This is a genomic window from Mycoplasma sp. 10961 (assembly GCF_055523525.1).
In genome coordinates this window covers 564,761-584,939 of the sequence record NZ_JBVFVD010000001.1, presented here as the reverse complement: position 1 = coordinate 584,939, position 20,179 = coordinate 564,761, and the positions used below count along the sequence as shown (strand labels likewise).

Sequence of the window (20,179 nt, the reverse complement as noted above, 5' to 3'; positions counted from 1 at the left end):
TAATATAAGATATGACGGGTTATCGCCTGTCTTTTTTATAAAATAAACATTTAGTAAATATATTATAATATTTGTTAATTTATTTACTAAATGTTTAAAAAAATATGTTAATCTTATATAACATGAGGAGTTAATATGGAAAAAATTAAACTTGGTTTTACAAATGATAGTTTTAAAGATAATGGCAGTTTTTACCAAATAAAAAAACTTAATAAATTCAATCATAAATTAGATTATAACTTATTAAAAGATTTTGAATTTGTACCAAAATTACTAGAAAACAGTGAAAAATTTATAAGATGACAATGAATTGAATCACAAGAAATTGAATTTGACGAGTTGCAGTTAAAAGAAATTGCACAAAATTTTTTAAAGTTGCATAATTCGCAGTTAAAATTTCCAAAATCAAACCATGCCCAAAGAGTTAAAGAATACAGAAATATCTTAAAACAAAAAAATATAAATATTGCAATATTAAATAAATATTACAGACGGATAAATAATATTTTAGCTCATAGTGAGAATAATAGACCGCTACATAACGATTTATATAAAGGTAACTTATTGTTAGATAAAAAAACCAATAAAATATTATTTATTGATTGAGAATATGCTTCAATGGGTGATAAGCATTTTGATCTAGCTTATTTTATTTGTGGATCATTTTTAACTAAAGAACAAGAAAAAATCTTTTTAGATGAATATGATATGTATTGAGAAGAATATTTGGTTCAACAAAAGATTTTAGTATATTATTTAACAATTTTATGGATTCATGCTCAAGATATTATGCCTTTCAGTGATGAATACTGTATTGCAAAACTAGAAGAAACGGTTCAAGAATATGATTATTTAAAAAAGAATAATTTATTTAGAAATTAAATAATTATTGGATAAAAGCAAGGATATTTGCCCTTGCTTTTATTTTAATGATTTTTTAATTTCTTTCCATGGATATGGAAATTGGTTTGGGGTTGATCTATTTTTAGTTATTGTAACAATTTTATTTTCCCGTGTATCATTCGTTAATATCAAATCTTCTATTTTTAAACTATAATTAAGTTTTTGTAAAATATCTTGAGCATCATTTATCTCTTCTTGGTATTTTTTACTTTTTAGCAAAATCATTTGTCCTTTAACTTTTACTAAGTGAAATGAAGACATTAATAAACCCCTTATACTTGAAACGGCCCTTGCAGTAACTATATCGAATAAATTCTTCTCTTTAACATCTTCAACTCTTGTTAGTTTTATTTCTACATAACTTCTTAAATTTAATTCATCGATTACGAAATTTAAGAAGTTAACTCTTTTTTGCAATGGTTCATAAATATAAACTTTGTTTTGAGGTTTAGTTAAAACATAAGGAATTGAAGGAAAACCTGCTCCTGCCCCAATATCTAAAATTGTGGTATTTTGTTTATCCTTTGTAATTTGCAGCATAAAAATCAAGGATTCTCAAATACCTTCTTCTCACAGTTTTTCACCGCTAAAACCAGTTAAATTCATAACTTTATTTTTTTCTTCAATTAACTGTACATATCTTTCAAATAAACCAAAGTCTCAAGTATTTACTAAACATAAATCTTTTATTTTTTCTTTGTATGTTTTTACTTGCATAATGAATATTATAAATGCATTTTATTTTTTATTTACGTAATTTTATTTTTTTTGTATAATACATAAGTTACTTTTAATAGTAACCGTTCCAAAAAGGTTTAAGCAGTATATAACTCACCTTAAGGACGAGCCACTTATTGGAGGTATTGCATGTTAGCAATTATCGAAACCGGTGGGAAACAACTTCTAGTTAAAGAAGGTCAAACAATTTTTGTTGAAAAACTTGAAGGTCAAGAAGGATCAGAAGTAAAATTTGATAAAGTTCTTCTTGTTGTTACTGAAAAAAGTTCAAAAGTTGGATCTCCTTTAGTTAAAAACGCTTTTGTAACAGGTGTTATTGAAAAACAAGGTAAAGCAAAGAAAATTGTTGTATATCGTCACAACGCAAAATCAACTCACAAAAGAAAACTTGGTCACCGTCAACCCTACACACGTATTAAAATAACTTCAATCGAAGGATAATTAGAAAATGGCAAAGACAAAAGCCGGTGGTTCTACTAAGAACGGTCGTGATTCGCATTCTAAACGTTTAGGTGCTAAGTTAGGTGATGGACAATTCGCTACAGCTGGATCAATTATTTACCGTCAAAGGGGTACTAAAATTCATGCTGGTGAGAATGTTGGTCGTGGTTCAGATGATACCCTTTACACTTTAATTACAGGTTACATTAAATACGAAAGCAAAAGAAATAGAAAGTATGTTTCAGTATACACCGAAAGACATACAAAATAAATATAAATAAAATGCAAGTTATTTCTAGCTTGTTTTTTATTTATATTTGAATAGTTTCAGCTATATAAGTAATTAATTTAACTCCAGATTTAATTAATTCATTATTTCCATCACTAATCCCATAACCTGGGAAACAAAAGACCTCTTTTCCAATGTCTAGAAAATAATTAACTAAATTATGGGTTTTAGATTTTTCTTTTGATGAGAAATAAATTAATTGATCTGAAAGTAAAGCTGCAAAATAATTATCACTTTTAAAATTTTCATACTGTACAGTATAGTTTATCGGATATTTACTAATAACTAATTCTTTATTTAGATCAATATTCTCAAAGTTGAACTTATCAAGTCCGCATTTTGCAATATGGATGATTGTTCCACCATATTTTTTGTATTGTTTAATGAATTCAAGTTCAGTATATTTATAACCATTTGTTACTAAGGTTGTTGTTTTCACTAGTTGTTCAATATTATCTTGAATATATTTTTGTGTAAAAGTATTATGTGTTTCATTAACTAGATAAACTTTTTGATGATTTGTTAAAATTTCTTTATTGCCTTTATAAAAGATAATGAATGGTGGGTGATTCCCTAATAATACATTATTTGGATATATATTATCCATAAGTGTTAAATATTTAATATTATGCTCTTTATATTTATTTTTTAGTTCTTGTAATTTAGTTTCATCTATTTTTTCTGTGTTTTTAATTGCTTGATAAATTCTGGCATTATCGCCTGCATATACGTCCGTAAAATAAAATAATATATCACTCATGATTCTCCATATTATTGTTATTAAGTTTAACTAAAAGAAACTAAAAATAAACAAAATATATTTATAAAGTCTAACAAATTCTTATACTAAATATTATTTAATAATAACTATATTTAAGTTTAACAACTTTTAACAAATAAGTATCAGGTTAATAGATATTTGAAAATAAGATAATTAATATATATTGAAAAATAATCTAATACAGATAAATCCCGACAGAAAAAGTTAACACGGAAATAAAGCCGGACAGAAAAGTTAACATGTAAATGTTAGCTTTTTTGTTACCATTCGTTGGTACCAACGAAAAAATTTTTTGAAAGGAAAATTATGTCAAGACATTTAAAGAAAGAAGGATTTGCAAAAATATATGAAGAATATCAAAAGTCAGGTTTCCCAGGTGCTTTTCGGGCTATTTACCAAATATCACCAGGAACAAAAAACTTACAAAGAAATAGTGTAAAAGTTAGAATTAATAAAATAATTAAGTATTATAATTTAGGTATGGAAGACTTATTGCAGACAAAGAAAGGCGAAAACCGCAAAAAAGGAAGTGGCAGTCCTAAGAAGAAAAGAGAACCAAATTGAGATATTTTTGATCGTGATGATTTGTTACAAATAGCTAAAAGATATTATGAAATTACCAATGAATTACCCAAAAGTAAGAAAGTTATTGAATTAAAAAGTTTTAGCATAAGTTATGTGAAGCTTTCAGAAGTTTTTGGCATTTCTAGGCAAACAATTTCTAAAACTCATAAGATTAAAATTTCACAAAAACTCCCTAAACATAGTGATGTAATTGAAAAATCGTTCATAGAAACAAAGTCAAGATATGGAAGGCTAAAGCTAAGTGTTTACATATCTCAAAAATACAAAATAGATATAAACGAACGTTCTTTAGGGAGATATATGAACCTTTTAGGCCTAAAATGTAAGCTTAGACAAAAATCAAAACGAAAAGAAATTAAAAATGTATCTTCACAAATTGATAACTTCGTAAATCGTGATTATAACGATCAAAACAATCGAAATATTTATGCAACTGATGTTTCATATATAAAAGCACCAAAAGACGTGTTAGAATCACACGTTTATTTGTCTGCAATTTTGTCTCATAAAACTAAACAAATTGTTGGTTTTAAATTATCAAGAAGTAATAATCTAGAACTAGTTTTAGACAATTTAAATTCATTAAAACAATACAAACCCAAAAATTTTATCATTCACTCAGATCATGGCTTTCAATATACACATCATCAATATATTAAAGAAGTTCAAAATATTGGTGGTGTTGTTTCGTTATCAAGAGTGGGAAATTCACTTGATAATCGAGAAATTGAATATTGGTTTGGGATCATTAAAACCGAATTATTAAATGATTTAGATTATTCCAAAATTGTTTTTTGGAAAAGTCACTTGCGAGATATTAACAAAATAATTGTCTTTTAATTTTAACATAAATTTTACATAAAAAATGTATGCGAAAACAGAAAACACGGCAGTGTTTTCTCGTCGGTTTTGCTTACTTTTGCCAAAAGTAAGGCCCCTTTGATTGCAATCAAAGGCGGGGGATTAAAAATTTCTTAGGTTATATTATATTGCCTTACAACTTGCCGATAGTTATTTATTTTATCCATCATATAATCAATTTCTTGCTGAGAGTATTTATCTAAGCTTTTTCCTTTGGGAATGTAATACCTAATTAAGCGGTGCATATTTTCTATTGAACCTTTTTGTCATGAACTATATGGTTGGCATTTAAATAATCTTTCAGTTGGAATTACCTGGTGCAATAAGACATTCTCACTACCATTATCAACAGTTAAAGTTTTAATGTCTAAGTTATGTTTCTTGATTAGTTTTAGAAGAGTTTGTTTTATAGCTTTGGAGTTGCGTTTTGAGAGCATAGCATAAGACATTCTGGTTTGCCGTTCAATTATCGTCACAATACAATATGTATCATTGATTTTACCAATAACGGTGTCTAATTCAAAATGGCCGTGTTCAGAGCGATCATTAATATAAGCTGGACGTTTCGAAATTTCTGTTGCATATTTTAATGTTTTAGGTTTGGTTTGTTTTTTCTTCCTTATGCCATATTTTCCTTCAGATTTTTTAACAATGTGGTCAAATTCAAGGAAATAAGGGTATTTTTTAATTATTTTATAAATTGTACTAGGTGAGGGAGCAAATTCATCAGGGGATAATTTTTTAAAACAATTAACAAGATAGGTAACTGATTTCTTAACTTCTTTTTGCTGCAAATTCTTTTTATTTCTATTTTTATTGTATGTATTAAGTTCACTATACCAATATTTTCTGTAGGCCTTTCATTTCTCTTTAATTGCATCACTTACAAAAAAGAGTCGCGAAAATGAATAGCCTAATAAATGTTCGTATAACTTGGTAAAATTAAGGGTTTTAACACGCATTACTCTTTTTGAACACTTAGGACAAACATAGCGATTTTGTTTATCTAAACTAAGTGGTCTGCGATTTGTAATAATTTCGATTTTGCTTTTTATACTTCGAATGTCTCTATCAAAAATCTTGGCTACTTCTTGGATTGAGAAGCCATCAGAAAGTTCTTGTAAAATATTATAAAGTTGTTCTAGATCGATTTGGTTTGCTCGTAATTTTCGTTGCGACTCAAGAGCTCCTTGCATTTTCAAAATAGTATTATAATTCTCTTCGATTTTAAAATGTTGATATTTATTTTCTTTTCGATATTTGTCAAAAACACAAATATATTTTTCTAAATTTTTCATATAATTTTAAGGTCTCCTTTATTTTTTGAAAAATTATTAATACAACTATTTTATTACAAGGCAGACAAAAACAATGTCACATGCAAAAAACTTGCATGTGACATTTCCAATTAATAATTATTCCAAAATAACATTCAATGAACTCAATGATATGATACAAGAATATGTAGTTTGGTATAATAACGATCGAATTCAATCAAACTTAAACTGAAAAACGCCAAAGCAATTTGCAATGGCATTATAAGTTACTAAAATGTTAAATTTTGCTGTCCATGTTTAAAATGTTAGTTTTTTCTGTCGGGCTTTAAAAATTAATCAAGAAATTATTATCAATCATAAAAATAAAAATTAACAAAGAAAAATAGTGAACCCCTAAGCTCGATCAAATTAATTGGTAAAACTTAGGGGGTTCACTATATTATCTTATATATGATTTTATTTGTGAAATTGTAATTTCTATATCTATTATTTTAATTATCTTCTCTTTGGCTTGAGAATAAATCGAAATTATTATTTTCACTTTCACTAGCATCAATATAATTAAAATCATCCATTTTAGGTAAATCTCTTAAAGAAGTTAAACGAAAGTGATCGTAAAATTTACTAGTTACACCATATAAAATTGGTTTTCCTGGAGTTGGTGAAACCCCAACTTCTTCTACTACTCCTTTTTGGACTAAATTATTAATAATTTGGTCTGATGAAGCACCGCCACGTATTTTTGTAATTTGAGATTTAGTAATTGGCTGCTTATACGCAATAATTCCAGCAACTTCAATTGCTGCATTTGATAATTTATTAGGGCGTACGATAGTAACTAATTTTGAAACATAATCTTTGACTGATTCACGCGTTGCTAATTTGTAAATTTCATCATAAACAACAACCTTTAGTCCACGATCTTCTGAATTATAAGCTTTATGAAAATCTTGCATAACTTTTTTAGCTTCTATTACGTTATTAAGATTAAAAACTAATTTCACTTGTTCTAAAGTTAAGCCAGCATCTCCTTGAATATACAAAAGCGATTCTAAAATTTTATTTTTCATTGTAATATTCTCCCCGTGTTATGTATATAATATCAAATTGTTTGTCTTGGTGAATTACTAAGTATTGTCTTCTGGCTAAATCTAATAGAGCGATTAAGGTAATTACAAAGTGTTGGATTGAGGGTTGTTTAAATATTTCTTCGAATTCAACACGTTCTTTTTGATCTAACAATCCCCTAATAAAAGGAAACATTTCAGCTGGTGTAACATTAACTTTTTCTAATTTTGTTTTTCTTAATTCTTTTGCATAAACTCTTTCAAACATACGCCGCAATGTTGTGATTAGTGTCATTGGACTAGAATGTCCATCAAGTTTACTTTGGTCATTATCTAAAATAAAGTTAACAATATCACTTGGTGGTTTAATATAAATATTATTCCGATTTTCTTGAAAAGTTTTTAAGGCTAATTGAATATCTTTAAATTGTTGATATTCAATTAATTCTTGTAAAAAGACCTTCTTTTCTTCTTCAACTTCTAAAATAACTTCAGGATCTTGAAGCAACATTTTTGCTTTTAGATTAATCATTGTTGAAGCCATTAATAAATAATCGGCAGCTATATCAATTTCTTGCTCTTTGATTTGATTAATAATATCGATATATTGAGTTGCTAATTCAATTAAATCGATATTCATAATATCAATTTTTTTATCTTTAATTAGATCTAAAAGTAAATCTAAAGGACCATCGAACACTTCCTTAATTTTAAAGCGGTAGTCTGAAGAATAATCTATAGTTTTAATTTTTTTCATTTTGCTTGTTTATTTCAGCTGTAATAAGGTTTTTAACACGTTGTGCAATAGCTTGTGGTTCTTGACCAATAATATCTCTTGCTTTAATTAATGGTAAAAATGTTAGTGTAACTTTACTTCTTGAAGTCTTTGAACTATTAAAAGAATCTAATGCTCCGTTAATTGCAACAGGGACAATCGGCAAGAATTTTTGAACTGCAATTTTAAAAGCACCTGCCTTAAAGTTGCCTAGCTCAGGAGTCTTGATACGGTGTGCTTCAGGGAAAATAATTCCAAAAGTTTTCTTTTCACGGATATAATCACCAAAAGCATTTAAGGTCTTAAGGCTGTTACGAAAATCATTAGGATCTAACAAGAATGTATCTAATAGTTTTAAAGCATGTTTAGTAGTAAGAGATTTATCTAATTCATTTTTAGCAACAAATGTGGGTATACGCTGGTCAATATTTTCAAGGTGGGCCTCTTTTTCTAAAGCCACCAGCAATGCTAAAACATCAGTATATGATTTATGATTTGGCACAATCAATACAGGTCCTGTCTTAGGTAAATTATCAATACCTTTAACATTTACATCAATATTATAAAGTTTCAAGGCTTTCTTTGCCAATCTGGCTAATTTATTATATCTATCATAACCAGGTACAAAATCTGGTGTTTTAATATACTTTTTAGCTAACCTTCTAATTGAAAGAAATCTAAAAAATCATGGTATAGCAAATAAAACCATTTTTAACTTTGGAATTATAGTCATAAAACTCCTTTTAATTTTTAATTTTAACAACAAATGCTATTAATCAATCACCCTCATGGCTAATTGAAATGGCAAAATCTTGAAATGTTCAACGATTATTATTTTTTAACAGTTCTATTTTAGAAAATTCAAAATATTGATTATCAGCTTTAAAGATAGCTTCTTTAATAGTCCAGGATCTTGCTAAAAATAAAGCTCGCTGGGATGGGTCTTTTAAGTTTTGAAATTTTTCAAATTCTATCTTTGATAAAATACGTTTTGCAAATTGAATTGATTTATTATTGAACCGTGAGATGCGTGTCAAGTCTACGCCATTTAATAGCAACATAGTATATTAAATTTTAACATATTTAAAGATGTATAAATCAAAATTACTTAATTAATCTCAAAAGGATTTAAATCATTAATAATTCCGAAAAAAATTCTGGTTCAATACATGATTTGGATAAATTCTCCATATGCTTCCTCATTTTGTTTTGCAAACTCAATGTCAATACTAGTGGTGGTGTTATTATATGAAAGTAAATAATTATTAAACACTTGATGACTTATATTTTTTAAATGATTTAATGTATGATCTTGTTCATAATTTAATAAAGCATCATACTGAACATCAGTAGTGCCTTGAAAATCTAAATTATTTTGATTTAGTTTTAAATAGATAATTACCTTTGACAATTTACTAGTTAACATAGCTTGGCCAATTTTTGAAATATCTGATGGGAAAGTTAAATAATCACAGAATACTTTACAAGGTTCTAAAATTGGTTTAAAAAAGTTCATTATTGATTTAGCACTTTGATCAAGATTTTTATCATATGATATGAATAAATTTAGTTTAACAAATTCTTTATGACTTAAATTAAAATTAGTTAAAAACCATGCCAATTTTAAAGCTAAATTAATGGTTAAATCATATTCATAAATAATATGTTGATTCTTAGAGTACCCTGCAACTAATTTTTTAATGTTAATGCCTTGGGTTGCTAGTAAAGTTAAGGTAAGGTCATTAAAAAAGTAAAAAGAATGATTTAAATCAGATGATATTGCACGAATATTTTTATTAGGGATTTTATGATTTTTTAAATAACTTAGTCATTCTTTTTTGCCTAAGAAGTAAATTAATTTATCAATTAGAAAATGACTTGATCTTTCGCTAAATTTGGACATGAGGATATTTACGATATCTTTATTTTTTTGCTCTGATAAATCATAAAAACCATCCGCAAAGCAAATTGCTATATTGTTATTTTCGTCTTGATCAAAATATTTATCTAATTTTTGTTTAATTACATACAGTTGATCTTGACCATTGATAAAATGCAGCATAATTCGTTTTTGGTTTGTGTAGTTATTTTTACCTAAGATAAAACTTATTGTGCTTTTAATTAAGTTTCGCGTCATATGTGAAGCAAAAACTATTAAGTGCTTAACACCATTATTATAAATATTGTTACAAAATTTAATAATGGAGTTGATTCCATTAATTGAATAATTAACAGCTATATCATCAAAATTTAAATATTCTGAACCTTTAAAATTTAGAGACTTAATTTTTTGTATTATTTTTTTGTTTTGTTCAAAATATGCTTGAGTATCTATATCATATCCTTTAATATTTATTTTGCCCATTATTTATGTTCTCTTTTGCTTTTTATATTTATTAATGACTAATTGATTGTAGTTTGACAATGCCTTAAACCCACCGGGAGTTTTTTGCAATTTGGAATTTATTTTAGCTTTTGATTCGTTGGGGTGGTTACGTTTAAAACTACCATAACAAATTTTGTTCTTTTTTTTGTCTATTGTACAGTTTAAGTGCACGAAATTAATAGTATCTCCTACTGAAAAAAATGTAAATAAATTTTTGTTTGGATAATCAGAAACTTCATTATAGTTTATTTTGTAAGTGGTACCTTGTTTGGTTTGCAAGGTTATATTTTTATAAGTTATTTTTTTTATTTTCGCTATAACAATATCTCCATTTTCGTATTTTGTAATCATAATTACATTATACCTGAAAATTATTAGAATATAGTATTAATTGGAAATGTCACATGCAAGTTTTTTGCATGTGACATTGTTTTTGTCTGCCTTGTAATAAAATAGTTGTATTAATAATTTTTCAAAAAATAAAGGAGAACTTAAAATTATATGAAAAATTTAGAAAAATATATTTGTGTTTTTGACAAATATCGAAAAGAAAATAAATATCAACATTTTAAAATCGAAGAGAATCATAATACTATCTTGAAAATGCAAGGAGCTCTTGAGTCGCATCGAAAATTACGATCAGATCAAATTGATCTAGAGCAACTTTATAATATTTTACAAGAACTTTCTGAAGGCTTCTCAATCCAAGAAGTAGCCAAGATTTTTGATAGAGACATTCGAAGTATAAAAAGTAAAATCCGAATTATTACAAATCGCAAACCACTTAGTTTAGATAAACAAAATCGCTATGTTTGTCCTAAGTGTTCAAAAAGAGTAATGTGGGTTAAAACCCTTAATTTTACTAAACTATACGAACATTTATTAGGTTATTCATTTTCGCGACTCTTTTTTGTAAGTGATGCAATTAAAGAGAAATGAAAGACCTACAGAAAATATTGGTATAGTGAACTTAATACATACAATAAAAATAGAAATAAAAAGAATTTGCAGCAAAAAGAAGTTAAGAAATCAGTTACCTATCTTGTGAATTCTTTTAAAAAATTATCCCCTGATGAATTTGCTCCCTCACCTAGTACAATTTATAAAATAATTAAAAAATACCCTTATTTTAGACAGGGAAAAAATATTCGGACAAAATCCGAATATTTTTAATATAAAGAAAAAGAGGTAGTTATGAGACATTTAAAGACTAAAGAATGAATCAAAATTTTTGACTTATACGATAAATATTTGAACCTGGGAATAACCAAGTCAGAATTTGAAAATTTATGTTTTGATATCAGAAAAGTATACTGAAATAAAGAATCAATGAGAAATATGTTAAAGAAAAGAAAACTGTATAATTTAAATATGAACATAGAATCACAAAGCGGTAAATCACCTAAGAAAGATAAAGGTGTTGGGAGAAAGAAAAAGAAAGTTCTCGATTATACATGAATTGATACTCTTAAAGATGATGAAAAAGATGCAGTTATAAAATACTACTATCGAATTTTTAATGAAAATAATATTGATGCAGATATCTCAAAGATAAAGAAAATCAAGAATCTTTCACATACTAAAAAATCTAAAATGATATGTGTTTCAAGATCTACATATTACGAGAAATTGAAAGATAACAACAAGACTAAAGAACTAAAGGTTAAACACAAAGAAATAATTTTTCAAAGTTTTGTCGAAAATAAAGAAAGGTATGGACGAAGGAGACTTGCTAAATATATTTTCCAAGAATATAATATTCAAATAAATCCTAGAACCCTAGGAAATTATATGAAAAAGCTTAATTTGAAAACATTTGTTAGACAAAAACGTAAAACCAAGGAATCTAAAAATACTAGTATTAAAATACCTGATTTAGTAAAAAGAGATTATAATTCAAGCAACAATAATATATATGCAACAGACGTGACCTATATACCAGCACCAAAAGATATTGAACAGAATCATATTTATTTATCTGCAATTATTGATCATAAAACTAAGTTTGTGACCTATGAATTATCACTTAGAAATGATACTGAACTAATTTTGAATAATATCACCAATACAAAATTCAAAAATAATTTTATTTTACATTCTGACCATGGATCTGCTTATTCTTCGCTTGAATATACTAAGAAAATAAAATCACTAAAAGGTAAAATATCAATGTCAAGAATTGGTAATAGTCTTGACAATCGTGAAATTGAGTATTTCTTCTCAATTCTTAAAAGTGAAATTTTCCCAAATTTTGATCAAACCTGTAAAAGACTTACTTTTATTGAATTATCACAAAAAATCAAAGAATTTATAAACTGATATAATTATAAAAGAATAAGATAAAAAAACCTTCCCCAAAGCATTCCGTTTGGCTTAGCCAAATGGTATGGTTGGGGAAGGTAAAACCGTCCGAAAAAAATTTCCCAGTTTATTTCCTTGAATTTGACCACATTGTTAGAAAATCTGAAGGCAAATATGGCATAAGGAAGAAGAAGCAAACCAAACCTAAAACATTAAAATATGCTACAGAAATTTCAAAACGTCCAGCTTATATTAATGATCGCTTGGAACACGGCCATTTTGAATTAGACACCGTTATTGGTAAAATCAATGATACATATTGTATTGTAACCATAATTGAACGGCAAACCAGAATGTCTTATGCTATGCTCTCAAAACGCAACTCCAAAGCTATCAAACAAACTCTTATCAAACTAATCAAGAAACATAACTTAGACATTAAAACTTTAACAGTTGATAATGGTAGTGAAAATGTCTTATTGCACCAGGTAATTCCAACTGAAAGATTATTTAAATGCCAACCATATAGTTCATGACAAAAAGGTTCAATAGAAAATATGCACCGCTTAATTAGGTATTACATTCCCAAAGGAAAAAGCTTAGATAAATACTCTCAGCAAGAAATTGATTATATGATGGAAAAAATAAATAACTATCGGCAAGTTGTACGCCAATATAAGATAACCTAAAATTTTTTTTAATCCCCCGCCTTTGATTGCAATCAAAGGGGCCTTACTTTTGACAAAAGTAAGCAAAACCGACGAGAAAACACTGCCGTGTTTTCTGTTTTCGCATACATTTTTTATCTAAAAATTATGTTAAAATTAAAAGACAATTATTTTGTTAATATCTCGCAAGTGACTTTTCCAAAAAACAATTTTTATTATTCTCTTTTTTATTAAAAAATATTAAAATTAATATGCATCAATTTTTATTTCATCATTGATGCTTCTGTGTAATGTTCGAAGTATCTCTAAATACTCAGCCATAATCTTATTGGCTTCAAGGTTATTTCCTTGTGCATTCACAGAGACACTATTAAACTTTGAGATGTATAATTCAAGAGTTTTAAAAAATGAGTTTGTTTTCTTATGGATAAATGCTAGTTTTCCAACGGCAGGGATAGAATAATCTAAACCTTTCTCAAGAGCTCACATTTCTGTAAAGCTTAGATATTTTCCATTAGGTTCTTTGGCAAAGTATTTTTTTCCATTATATTTAAAATACAAATTATCATCAGAACAATGTACTAACACAACATCAGAATTATAAGGAAATATAATCCTTTTGTCATGCATATCGAAAGCTGCAAGGTTTTTACCTTGGTATCTAACAACACCATTTAAAACTTTTCTATTAATCTCTAAATCAACGGCTCAATTGCCGTTTTTCTTTCCTTCTTTTTGAAAGACATTATGTTTAGAAATTATTTTTTTATTCCTCGTGTTGTAATAATTTTGAAATACTTCGTTATTTTGCTTTAAATCATTAATATCTTTATATCCGTTTTCATGAATTAATAATGGGTATTGATCTAATGATGTTCTAAAAGATCTCTCAACGTGAGGTTTATGTTTGGGATTAGATGAACTGAGTACTTCTATTCCTTTTTTATTTAAATCTTTTTCAAAAATTGTTTGTGTGTTTTCGTTTCCCCAAAAAGTTCTTCTTTTATCAGTATAAATTTTCTTTGGAAATCCATATTTCTTAAATACTATTTCTAACAGTCTTTGATATCCTAATGTTGTTTCTTGTTCTTCAAATCATGCTGCTAATAATGTTCCAGTGGCAACATCAATTGCATGATAAAGATAGAATGGTTTATTATTTTTTAAATATGGTTCAAGCTGAGCATCGATTTCAACAATTTCACCAAATTCTAAATTTTTCTTTAGACCCAAAATTTGTCTTTGTTTTTCATTTTGTTTAATTTGTTTATAATATTTTTTTAATAGCAATGTTGTCTCTTGTGAAGTTTTCTTCTTTGATAATTTTGCTATTTTTCTTCCTCTTTTGGTTGTATGTATATTAAATAATCCTAATTGGTTGAATCTTCTTACTAAAGTTTTGTAAGAAATTTTTTGCCTTATAAAATAACCATATTCTGAATAATAATAACTTTTAAACGAAAGTTGGTTATTTGTTAGAACACTGTTTAAAATAATTTCACATGTTTTTAAATAATCTTTAAACACTAATTCAATTTCTGAATCGGTAACTTTGCAACTTCTTTGTTGATTTTTATTTTTATGACTGATGTCAATTTCTTGATTACTTTTTATTATTTTTTTATATCTTTTTACAGTTGATACACTAAGGTTTGTAATTAAACTAAGTTGAGATAAAGATTTTTCAATATTAGCAGCAATTAATATGAGAGATTGCTGTTTTTTTAGTTCGTAGTTTGTTAAGTTTTTGTACTTATCTATGTTATGTTTGATTCTCATAAATAATTTATACCATATTTTAATTAAATTAGTTCATTTTCCAAGGGATTTATATATGGACCTAAATAGTTGTCATTGGACATCTTATAGACAGGGAAAAAATATTCGGACAAAATCCGAATATTTTTAATATAAAGAAAGAGAGGTAGTTATGAGGCATTTAAAGACTAAAGAATGAATCAAAATTTTTGACTTATACGATAAATATTTGAACCTGGGAATAACGAAGGCAGAATTTGATAATTTCTGTTTTGATATCAGAAAAGTATACTGAAATAAAGAATCAATGAGAAATATGTTAAAGAAAAGAAAACTGTATAATTTAAATATGAACATAGAATCACAAAGCGGTAAATCACCTAAGAAAGATAAAGGTGTTGGGAGAAAGAAAAAGAAAGTTCTCGATTATACATGAATTGATACTCTTAAAGATGATGAAAAAGATGCAGTTATAAAATACTACTATCGAATTTTTAATGAAAATAATATTGATGCAGATATCTCAAAGATAAAGAAAATCAAGAATCTTTCACATACTAAAAAATCTAAAATGATATGTGTTTCAAGATCTACATATTACGAGAAATTGAAAGATAACAACAAGACTAAAGAACTAAAGGTTAAACACAAAGAAATAATTTTTCAAAGTTTTGTCGAAAATAAAGAAAGGTATGGACGAAGGAGACTTGCTAAATATATTTTCCAAGAATATAATATTCAAATAAATCCTAGAACCCTAGGAAATTATATGAAAAAGCTTAATTTGAAAACATTTGTTAGACAAAAACGTAAAACCAAGGAATCTAAAAATACTAGTATTAAAATACCTGATTTAGTAAAAAGAGATTATAATTCACGTAACAATAATATATATGCAACAGACGTGACCTATATACCAGCACCAAAAGATATTGAACAGAATCATATTTATTTATCTGCAATTATTGATCATAAAACTAAGTTTGTGACCTATGAATTATCACTTAGAAATGATACTGAACTAATTTTGAATAATATCACCAATACAAAATTCAAAAATAATTTTATTTTACATTCTGACCATGGATCTGCTTATTCTTCGCTTGAATATACTAAGAAAATAAAATCACTAAAAGGTAAAATATCAATGTCAAGAATTGGTAATAGTCTTGACAATCGTGAAATTGAGTATTTCTTTTCAATTCTTAAAAGTGAAATTTTCCCAAATTTTGATCAAACCTGTAAAAGACTTACTTTTATTGAATTATCACAAAAAATCAAAGAATTTATAAACTGATATAATTATAAAAGAATAAGATAAAAAAACCTTCCCAAAGCATTCCGTTTGGCTTAGCCAAATGGTATGGTTGGGGAAGGTAAAACCGTCCGAAAAAAATTTCCCAGTTTACTTATGCTATGCTCTCAAAACGCAACTTCAAAGCTATAAAACAAACTCTTCTAAAACTAATCAAGAAACACAACTTAGAGATTAAAACTTTAACTGTTGATAATGGTAGTGAAAATGTCTTATTGCACCAGGTTATTCCAACCGAAAGATTATTTAAATGCCAACCATATAGTTCATGACAAAAAGGTTCAATAGAAAATATGCACCGCTTAATTAGGTATTACATTCCCAAAGGAAAAAGTCTAGATAAATACTCTCAGCAAGAAATTGATTATATGATGGATAAAATAAATAACTATCGGCAAGTTGTAAGGCAATATAAGATAACCTAAAAACTTTTTTAATCCCCCGCCTTTGATTGCAATCAAAGGAGCCTTACTTTTGACAAAAGTAAGCAAAACCGACGAGAAAACACTGCAGTGTTTTCTGTTTTCGCATACATTTTTTTATCTAAAAATTATGTTAAAATTAAAAGACAATTATTTTGTTAATATCTCGCAAGTGACTTTTCCAAAAAACATATTAGAATATAGTAAGTTTTACATTTCTAAAAAATAGCTTATTTGGTATAATTTTAATATTATTTTATATATTTACATATTTGGAGGTTATCTAGAAGTTATGAACAAAAATTATAATCATTTAGAAGTTGAAAAAGATATTGAAAAAAAATGAAGAGATAAAAAATATTTTATTACTCATAATAAAAAAATAAAACCATTTACAATTTTGTTACCACCACCTAATGTAACCGGTAAATTACATTTAGGTCATGCACTAGATGTATATATTCCAGATACAATTATAAGGTATAAAAAATTAAAAGGTTACGATGTAATGTGGATTCCCGGTATGGATCATGCTGGGATTGCAACACAATCTAAAGTGGAAGATGTGATTTATAAACAAACGGGGCAAACTCGCCACGATTTAGGTCGAGAAAAGTTTTTAGAACAAGTTTGAGCATGGAAAGACGAATATGCCAATTTATTTAGAAAACAATGAGCCAGGGTTGGCCTTGCATTAGATTATGAAAATGAACGTTTTACTTTAGATAAAGATGCTAGTAATGCTGTGCAAAGTGTATTTATTAAACTATATGAAAAAGGTTATATTTACCGGGGAGTTAAAGCTGTGCACTGGGATATTCAGTTACAAACTGCAATATCAAATATTGAAGTAATTAATGAGCCAACCACTCAGATTATGTACTATATTAAGTATAAGGTTTTTGAAACTAATGAGGATTTAATAGTTGCAACAGTGCGTCCTGAAACTTTACTTAGTGATATTGCAATTGTTTATAACCCAATGGATCAAAAATACAAAAAATATAAAAACCTTCATGTTGTTCATCCATTAACGCAGAAAGTTTTACCAATCATAGAAGATGAATATGTTGATCCAGATTTTGGAACAGGGTTAATGAAACTTTCTGCACATGCTGATGCGGATATCGAAATTATTCAAAAATTAGGATTAGAAATTATTGAATCAATTGATAAAAATGGATTTATTAATTATCCAAATACTAAATTTCATGGGTTAGAGAGATTTCAAGCCCGAATAGAAATTGCTAAATATTTAGAAGAGCATAACTTTATTTTTAAAAAAGAAGAAGTAACTTCAAATGTCTCAATTTCTGATCGTAGTAAAAGTGTTACTGAAATTTTAGTTTTACCTCAATGATTTGTTAAAATGGATGATTTAAAAGATTTAATTATTAAAAATATGAAATCAAAGGACCAAGTCAAGTTTTATCCAAAACGCTTAAAACACACAATGCAACAATGAATGGATAAAATCCATGATTGAAACATTTCACGCCAAATTTGATGAGGTCATCGTATTCCTGCCTGGTATAAAGAAAATCAAATTAAAGTTCAAGTTGATAGTCCAGGTGAAGGTTGAAAACAAGATGAAGATGTTTTAGATACTTGGTTTTCTTCAGGCATTGCACCATTTACATTTATGGGTTGGCCAAATAATACCAAAATGCTTGAAAGATATTATCCGACTAGTTTATTAGTGACAGGTTATGACATTATTTTCTTTTGAGTTGCTCGAATGTACTTTATGGGTCTTGAGTTTATGAAACAAAAACCATTTAAGGAATTATTATTCCATGGTTTAATTCGGGATGAAAAAGGGCAAAAAATGTCTAAATCATTAAATAATGGTGTGGATCCTATGGATTTAATTGATCAATATGGATCAGATTCATTGCGTTGGTTTTTATTAACAAATACCTCTCCAGGAATGGATATTAGATTTTCAACTCAAAAAGTTGAAAGTGCTTGGAGACTTAATAATAAACTTTGAAATATTGCTAATTATATTCAAAGTTTACCAGATAATCCATCTAAAGAAAAAACACCATATGATTATTGAATCTTAGATAAATTAGCCAATTTATCTAAGAAAATTACAAAATTAATTAAACAATATGAATTTGCAATCATTGGTTCAGAAATTTACAAATTTGTTTTTAACTACTTAAGCAGCTGATATATTGAGTTTTTAAAATCAACTCAAAATAAACAAGTAGCCCTTAACATCTTGAGTAAAACCTTAATTGTTTTACATCCGTTTTTACCATTTATAACTGACCGTTTATATTCAGAAATATATCAAGCTGAATTATTGGAACAAAAAATGCCAATGCTTCGCTCTTATGATTTTGTTAGTAGCATAGATGAAGTTATTGAACTAGTTACTGCATTAAGAAAATACCGCGATGATATGCAAATTTCTAAAAAAGATCTTTTAGAATATTGATATTCTGGAAAAATTGAGCCTAAGTGAATTGAGATTATTAACCGTATGGCTAATGCAAAATTAACCCAGAACGACGATTATTTAATTTCTATTAATAAAGAAAGTTTATTTATTAAGCAATCAAGTGAATTAAAAAACAAAAATAAACTAGAATTAATTGAAAAAATTAAATATCTTGAATCTGAGGTAAAAAGATCGCAAAACATTTTAGCAAATCAAAGATTTGTACAAGCAGCTCCGCCAGAGAAAGTCGAAGCAGAACGTTTAAAATTAGATAAATACACTAGTGAACTAAATAAATATATGGAGGAATTAAAATGCAAATATTAAGTGGTAAAGAATTAGCAAAGCTAGAAACTGAAAAAATTAAACAAGAACTAGAATCTTTAAATTTCCCCCGCCGCCCAATTTTATCGATAGTTCAAGTTGGTGATAATGAAGCCTCTAATAAATATATTAATGCTAAATTAAAAAAATGTGAAGAAGTCGGAGTTGAAGGAAGATTGCATAAGTTTGATGAAAAAATTACACAAAATTCTCTTTTGAAAAAACTCGATTTAATTAATTTAGAATCAGATGGTGTAATTGTACAATTGCCCTTGCCTAAACATATCCCAACCCAAGTTATTTTGGATTCAATTCCATTTGAAAAAGATGTTGATGGTTTATCAACTCGTAATGAATTTAAACTATACAACCGTAAAGAAGAGAAATGCTTTGTTCCAGCAACGGCGCGTGCTGTTATGGAAATAATGGATCATTACAACATTAATTACAAAAAAGATGTTAAGGTTTGTGTTGTCGGGCGCTCGCACCTAGTAGGAAAACCAATTGCCCATTTAATTAAGAAATATGGTGTAGATGTGGCTACATTTAATGAAAAAACTGGCATTAAAGGTGTTGAATCTGGCGATGTTGTCATAGTGGCCATTGGTGTTGCTAAGTATATCAAAGCCGAAAATATTAAAGAAGGTGCCGTGGTTATTGACATTGGCATTAATTTAGATAATAAATTAACAAAAGAGTTACATGGTGATGTAGATTTTGAATCGGTTAAAGATAAAGTATCAGCCATAACACCAGTACCTGGTGGGGTTGGTCCTATGACAGTAGTTTGTTTACTTAAAAACTTAATTGATGCAATTAAATAATTAAAAGGAGAA

At 27.3% G+C, this 20,179-nt stretch carries 22 protein-coding genes; 12 read left to right on the top strand and 10 right to left on the bottom strand.

Annotated elements, in window-relative coordinates; genetic code table 4:
• The first annotated feature begins 135 nt into the window (after positions 1 to 135).
• Positions 136 to 882: a phosphotransferase family protein gene (locus tag AC0B4T_RS02470; protein ID WP_465102991.1), complete on the top strand. Its 747-nt coding sequence runs from the start codon at positions 136 to 138 to the stop codon at positions 880 to 882.
• A gap of 39 nt (positions 883 to 921) precedes the next feature.
• Here the strand turns inward: AC0B4T_RS02470 and rsmG are convergent, their stop codons facing one another.
• Positions 922 to 1,620: a 16S rRNA (guanine(527)-N(7))-methyltransferase RsmG gene (gene rsmG / locus AC0B4T_RS02465; protein ID WP_465102990.1), complete on the bottom strand. Its 699-nt coding sequence runs from the start codon at positions 1,618 to 1,620 to the stop codon at positions 922 to 924.
• A gap of 150 nt (positions 1,621 to 1,770) precedes the next feature.
• On the opposite strand from rsmG, the gene rplU reads away from it, so the two are divergent.
• Positions 1,771 to 2,082 (top strand): 50S ribosomal protein L21, encoded by a 312-nt coding sequence (gene rplU, locus AC0B4T_RS02460; RefSeq protein WP_465102989.1) that lies wholly within the window; start codon positions 1,771 to 1,773, stop codon positions 2,080 to 2,082.
• Between the two features lie 7 nt (positions 2,083 to 2,089).
• Complete coding sequence (gene rpmA, locus AC0B4T_RS02455; protein ID WP_465102289.1) at positions 2,090 to 2,353, top strand: 50S ribosomal protein L27; 264 nt, start codon at positions 2,090 to 2,092, stop codon at positions 2,351 to 2,353.
• Positions 2,354 to 2,393: 40 nt separating this feature from the next.
• On the opposite strand, the gene AC0B4T_RS02450 is transcribed toward rpmA, so the two are convergent.
• The gene (locus AC0B4T_RS02450) at positions 2,394 to 3,131 is read right to left on the bottom strand and encodes a DNA-processing protein DprA (RefSeq protein WP_465102988.1); all 738 of its coding nucleotides are present in this window, start codon (positions 3,129 to 3,131) and stop codon (positions 2,394 to 2,396) included.
• 327 nt (positions 3,132 to 3,458) lie between these two features.
• On the opposite strand from AC0B4T_RS02450, the gene AC0B4T_RS02445 reads away from it, so the two are divergent.
• Positions 3,459 to 4,577, top strand: a complete 1,119-nt coding sequence (locus tag AC0B4T_RS02445; protein ID WP_465102987.1) for a transposase family protein — start codon at positions 3,459 to 3,461, stop codon at positions 4,575 to 4,577.
• Positions 4,578 to 4,711: 134 nt separating this feature from the next.
• Here the strand turns inward: AC0B4T_RS02445 and AC0B4T_RS02440 are convergent, their stop codons facing one another.
• Entirely contained in the window at positions 4,712 to 5,896 is a 1,185-nt protein-coding gene (locus AC0B4T_RS02440; protein ID WP_465102841.1) for an IS30 family transposase, read from the bottom strand.
• A gap of 73 nt (positions 5,897 to 5,969) precedes the next feature.
• On the opposite strand from AC0B4T_RS02440, the gene AC0B4T_RS02435 reads away from it, so the two are divergent.
• Positions 5,970 to 6,140: an IS3 family transposase gene (locus AC0B4T_RS02435; RefSeq protein WP_465102986.1), complete on the top strand. Its 171-nt coding sequence runs from the start codon at positions 5,970 to 5,972 to the stop codon at positions 6,138 to 6,140.
• A gap of 226 nt (positions 6,141 to 6,366) precedes the next feature.
• On the opposite strand, the gene scpB is transcribed toward AC0B4T_RS02435, so the two are convergent.
• Genes scpB through AC0B4T_RS02405 form a run of 6 tightly spaced genes read right to left on the bottom strand, consistent with a single transcriptional unit; the run spans position 6,367 to position 10,454 of the window.
• Positions 6,367 to 6,945, bottom strand: coding sequence for an SMC-Scp complex subunit ScpB (scpB, locus tag AC0B4T_RS02430; RefSeq protein WP_465101472.1), 579 nt, complete (start codon positions 6,943 to 6,945; stop codon positions 6,367 to 6,369).
• Positions 6,935 to 7,699 carry a segregation/condensation protein A gene (locus AC0B4T_RS02425; RefSeq protein WP_465102985.1) on the bottom strand — a complete coding sequence of 255 codons (765 nt, stop codon included), beginning with the start codon at positions 7,697 to 7,699 and terminating at the stop codon, positions 6,935 to 6,937. Before AC0B4T_RS02425 ends, scpB begins: the two co-directional genes overlap by 11 nt.
• Positions 7,686 to 8,450 (bottom strand): lysophospholipid acyltransferase family protein, encoded by a 765-nt coding sequence (locus AC0B4T_RS02420; RefSeq protein WP_465102984.1) that lies wholly within the window; start codon positions 8,448 to 8,450, stop codon positions 7,686 to 7,688. The genes AC0B4T_RS02425 and AC0B4T_RS02420 overlap by 14 nt, the downstream gene beginning before the upstream one ends.
• Before the next feature lie 10 nt (positions 8,451 to 8,460).
• Positions 8,461 to 8,778, bottom strand: coding sequence for a 4'-phosphopantetheinyl transferase superfamily protein (locus tag AC0B4T_RS02415; RefSeq protein ID WP_465102983.1), 318 nt, complete (start codon positions 8,776 to 8,778; stop codon positions 8,461 to 8,463).
• Between the two features lie 47 nt (positions 8,779 to 8,825).
• Entirely contained in the window at positions 8,826 to 10,082 is a 1,257-nt protein-coding gene (locus AC0B4T_RS02410; protein ID WP_465102982.1) for a hypothetical protein, read from the bottom strand.
• Positions 10,083 to 10,085: 3 nt separating this feature from the next.
• A complete protein-coding gene (locus AC0B4T_RS02405) occupies positions 10,086 to 10,454 on the bottom strand; it encodes a hypothetical protein (protein ID WP_465102981.1) in 369 nt (122 codons plus the stop codon).
• A gap of 150 nt (positions 10,455 to 10,604) precedes the next feature.
• On the opposite strand from AC0B4T_RS02405, the gene AC0B4T_RS02400 reads away from it, so the two are divergent.
• The 3 genes from AC0B4T_RS02400 to AC0B4T_RS02390 are packed head-to-tail and all read left to right on the top strand — an operon-like array spanning position 10,605 to position 13,093.
• Entirely contained in the window at positions 10,605 to 11,276 is a 672-nt protein-coding gene (locus AC0B4T_RS02400; protein ID WP_465102980.1) for a hypothetical protein, read from the top strand.
• Between the two features lie 21 nt (positions 11,277 to 11,297).
• Positions 11,298 to 12,446, top strand: a complete 1,149-nt coding sequence (locus AC0B4T_RS02395; RefSeq protein WP_465102979.1) for an IS3 family transposase — start codon at positions 11,298 to 11,300, stop codon at positions 12,444 to 12,446.
• A gap of 38 nt (positions 12,447 to 12,484) precedes the next feature.
• Positions 12,485 to 13,093 carry an IS30 family transposase gene (locus tag AC0B4T_RS02390; RefSeq protein ID WP_465102978.1) on the top strand — a complete coding sequence of 203 codons (609 nt, stop codon included), beginning with the start codon at positions 12,485 to 12,487 and terminating at the stop codon, positions 13,091 to 13,093.
• 225 nt (positions 13,094 to 13,318) lie between these two features.
• On the opposite strand, the gene AC0B4T_RS02385 is transcribed toward AC0B4T_RS02390, so the two are convergent.
• Entirely contained in the window at positions 13,319 to 14,851 is a 1,533-nt protein-coding gene (locus AC0B4T_RS02385) for a transposase family protein (protein WP_465102833.1), read from the bottom strand.
• A 151-nt stretch (positions 14,852 to 15,002) separates the two neighbouring features.
• On the opposite strand from AC0B4T_RS02385, the gene AC0B4T_RS02380 reads away from it, so the two are divergent.
• The 4 genes from AC0B4T_RS02380 to AC0B4T_RS02365 all read left to right on the top strand — a co-directional run bounded on the left by AC0B4T_RS02380 (position 15,003) and on the right by AC0B4T_RS02365 (position 20,167).
• A complete protein-coding gene (locus AC0B4T_RS02380; protein ID WP_465102977.1) occupies positions 15,003 to 16,151 on the top strand; it encodes an IS3 family transposase in 1,149 nt (382 codons plus the stop codon).
• Between the two features lie 95 nt (positions 16,152 to 16,246).
• Entirely contained in the window at positions 16,247 to 16,570 is a 324-nt protein-coding gene (locus AC0B4T_RS02375) for a transposase (RefSeq protein WP_465102976.1), read from the top strand.
• A 289-nt stretch (positions 16,571 to 16,859) separates the two neighbouring features.
• The gene (locus tag AC0B4T_RS02370) at positions 16,860 to 19,346 is read left to right on the top strand and encodes a valine--tRNA ligase (protein WP_465102975.1); all 2,487 of its coding nucleotides are present in this window, start codon (positions 16,860 to 16,862) and stop codon (positions 19,344 to 19,346) included.
• Positions 19,334 to 20,167, top strand: coding sequence for a bifunctional 5,10-methylenetetrahydrofolate dehydrogenase/5,10-methenyltetrahydrofolate cyclohydrolase (locus AC0B4T_RS02365; RefSeq protein WP_465101479.1), 834 nt, complete (start codon positions 19,334 to 19,336; stop codon positions 20,165 to 20,167). Before AC0B4T_RS02370 ends, AC0B4T_RS02365 begins: the two co-directional genes overlap by 13 nt.
• The last annotated feature ends 12 nt before the right edge of the window (positions 20,168 to 20,179 follow it).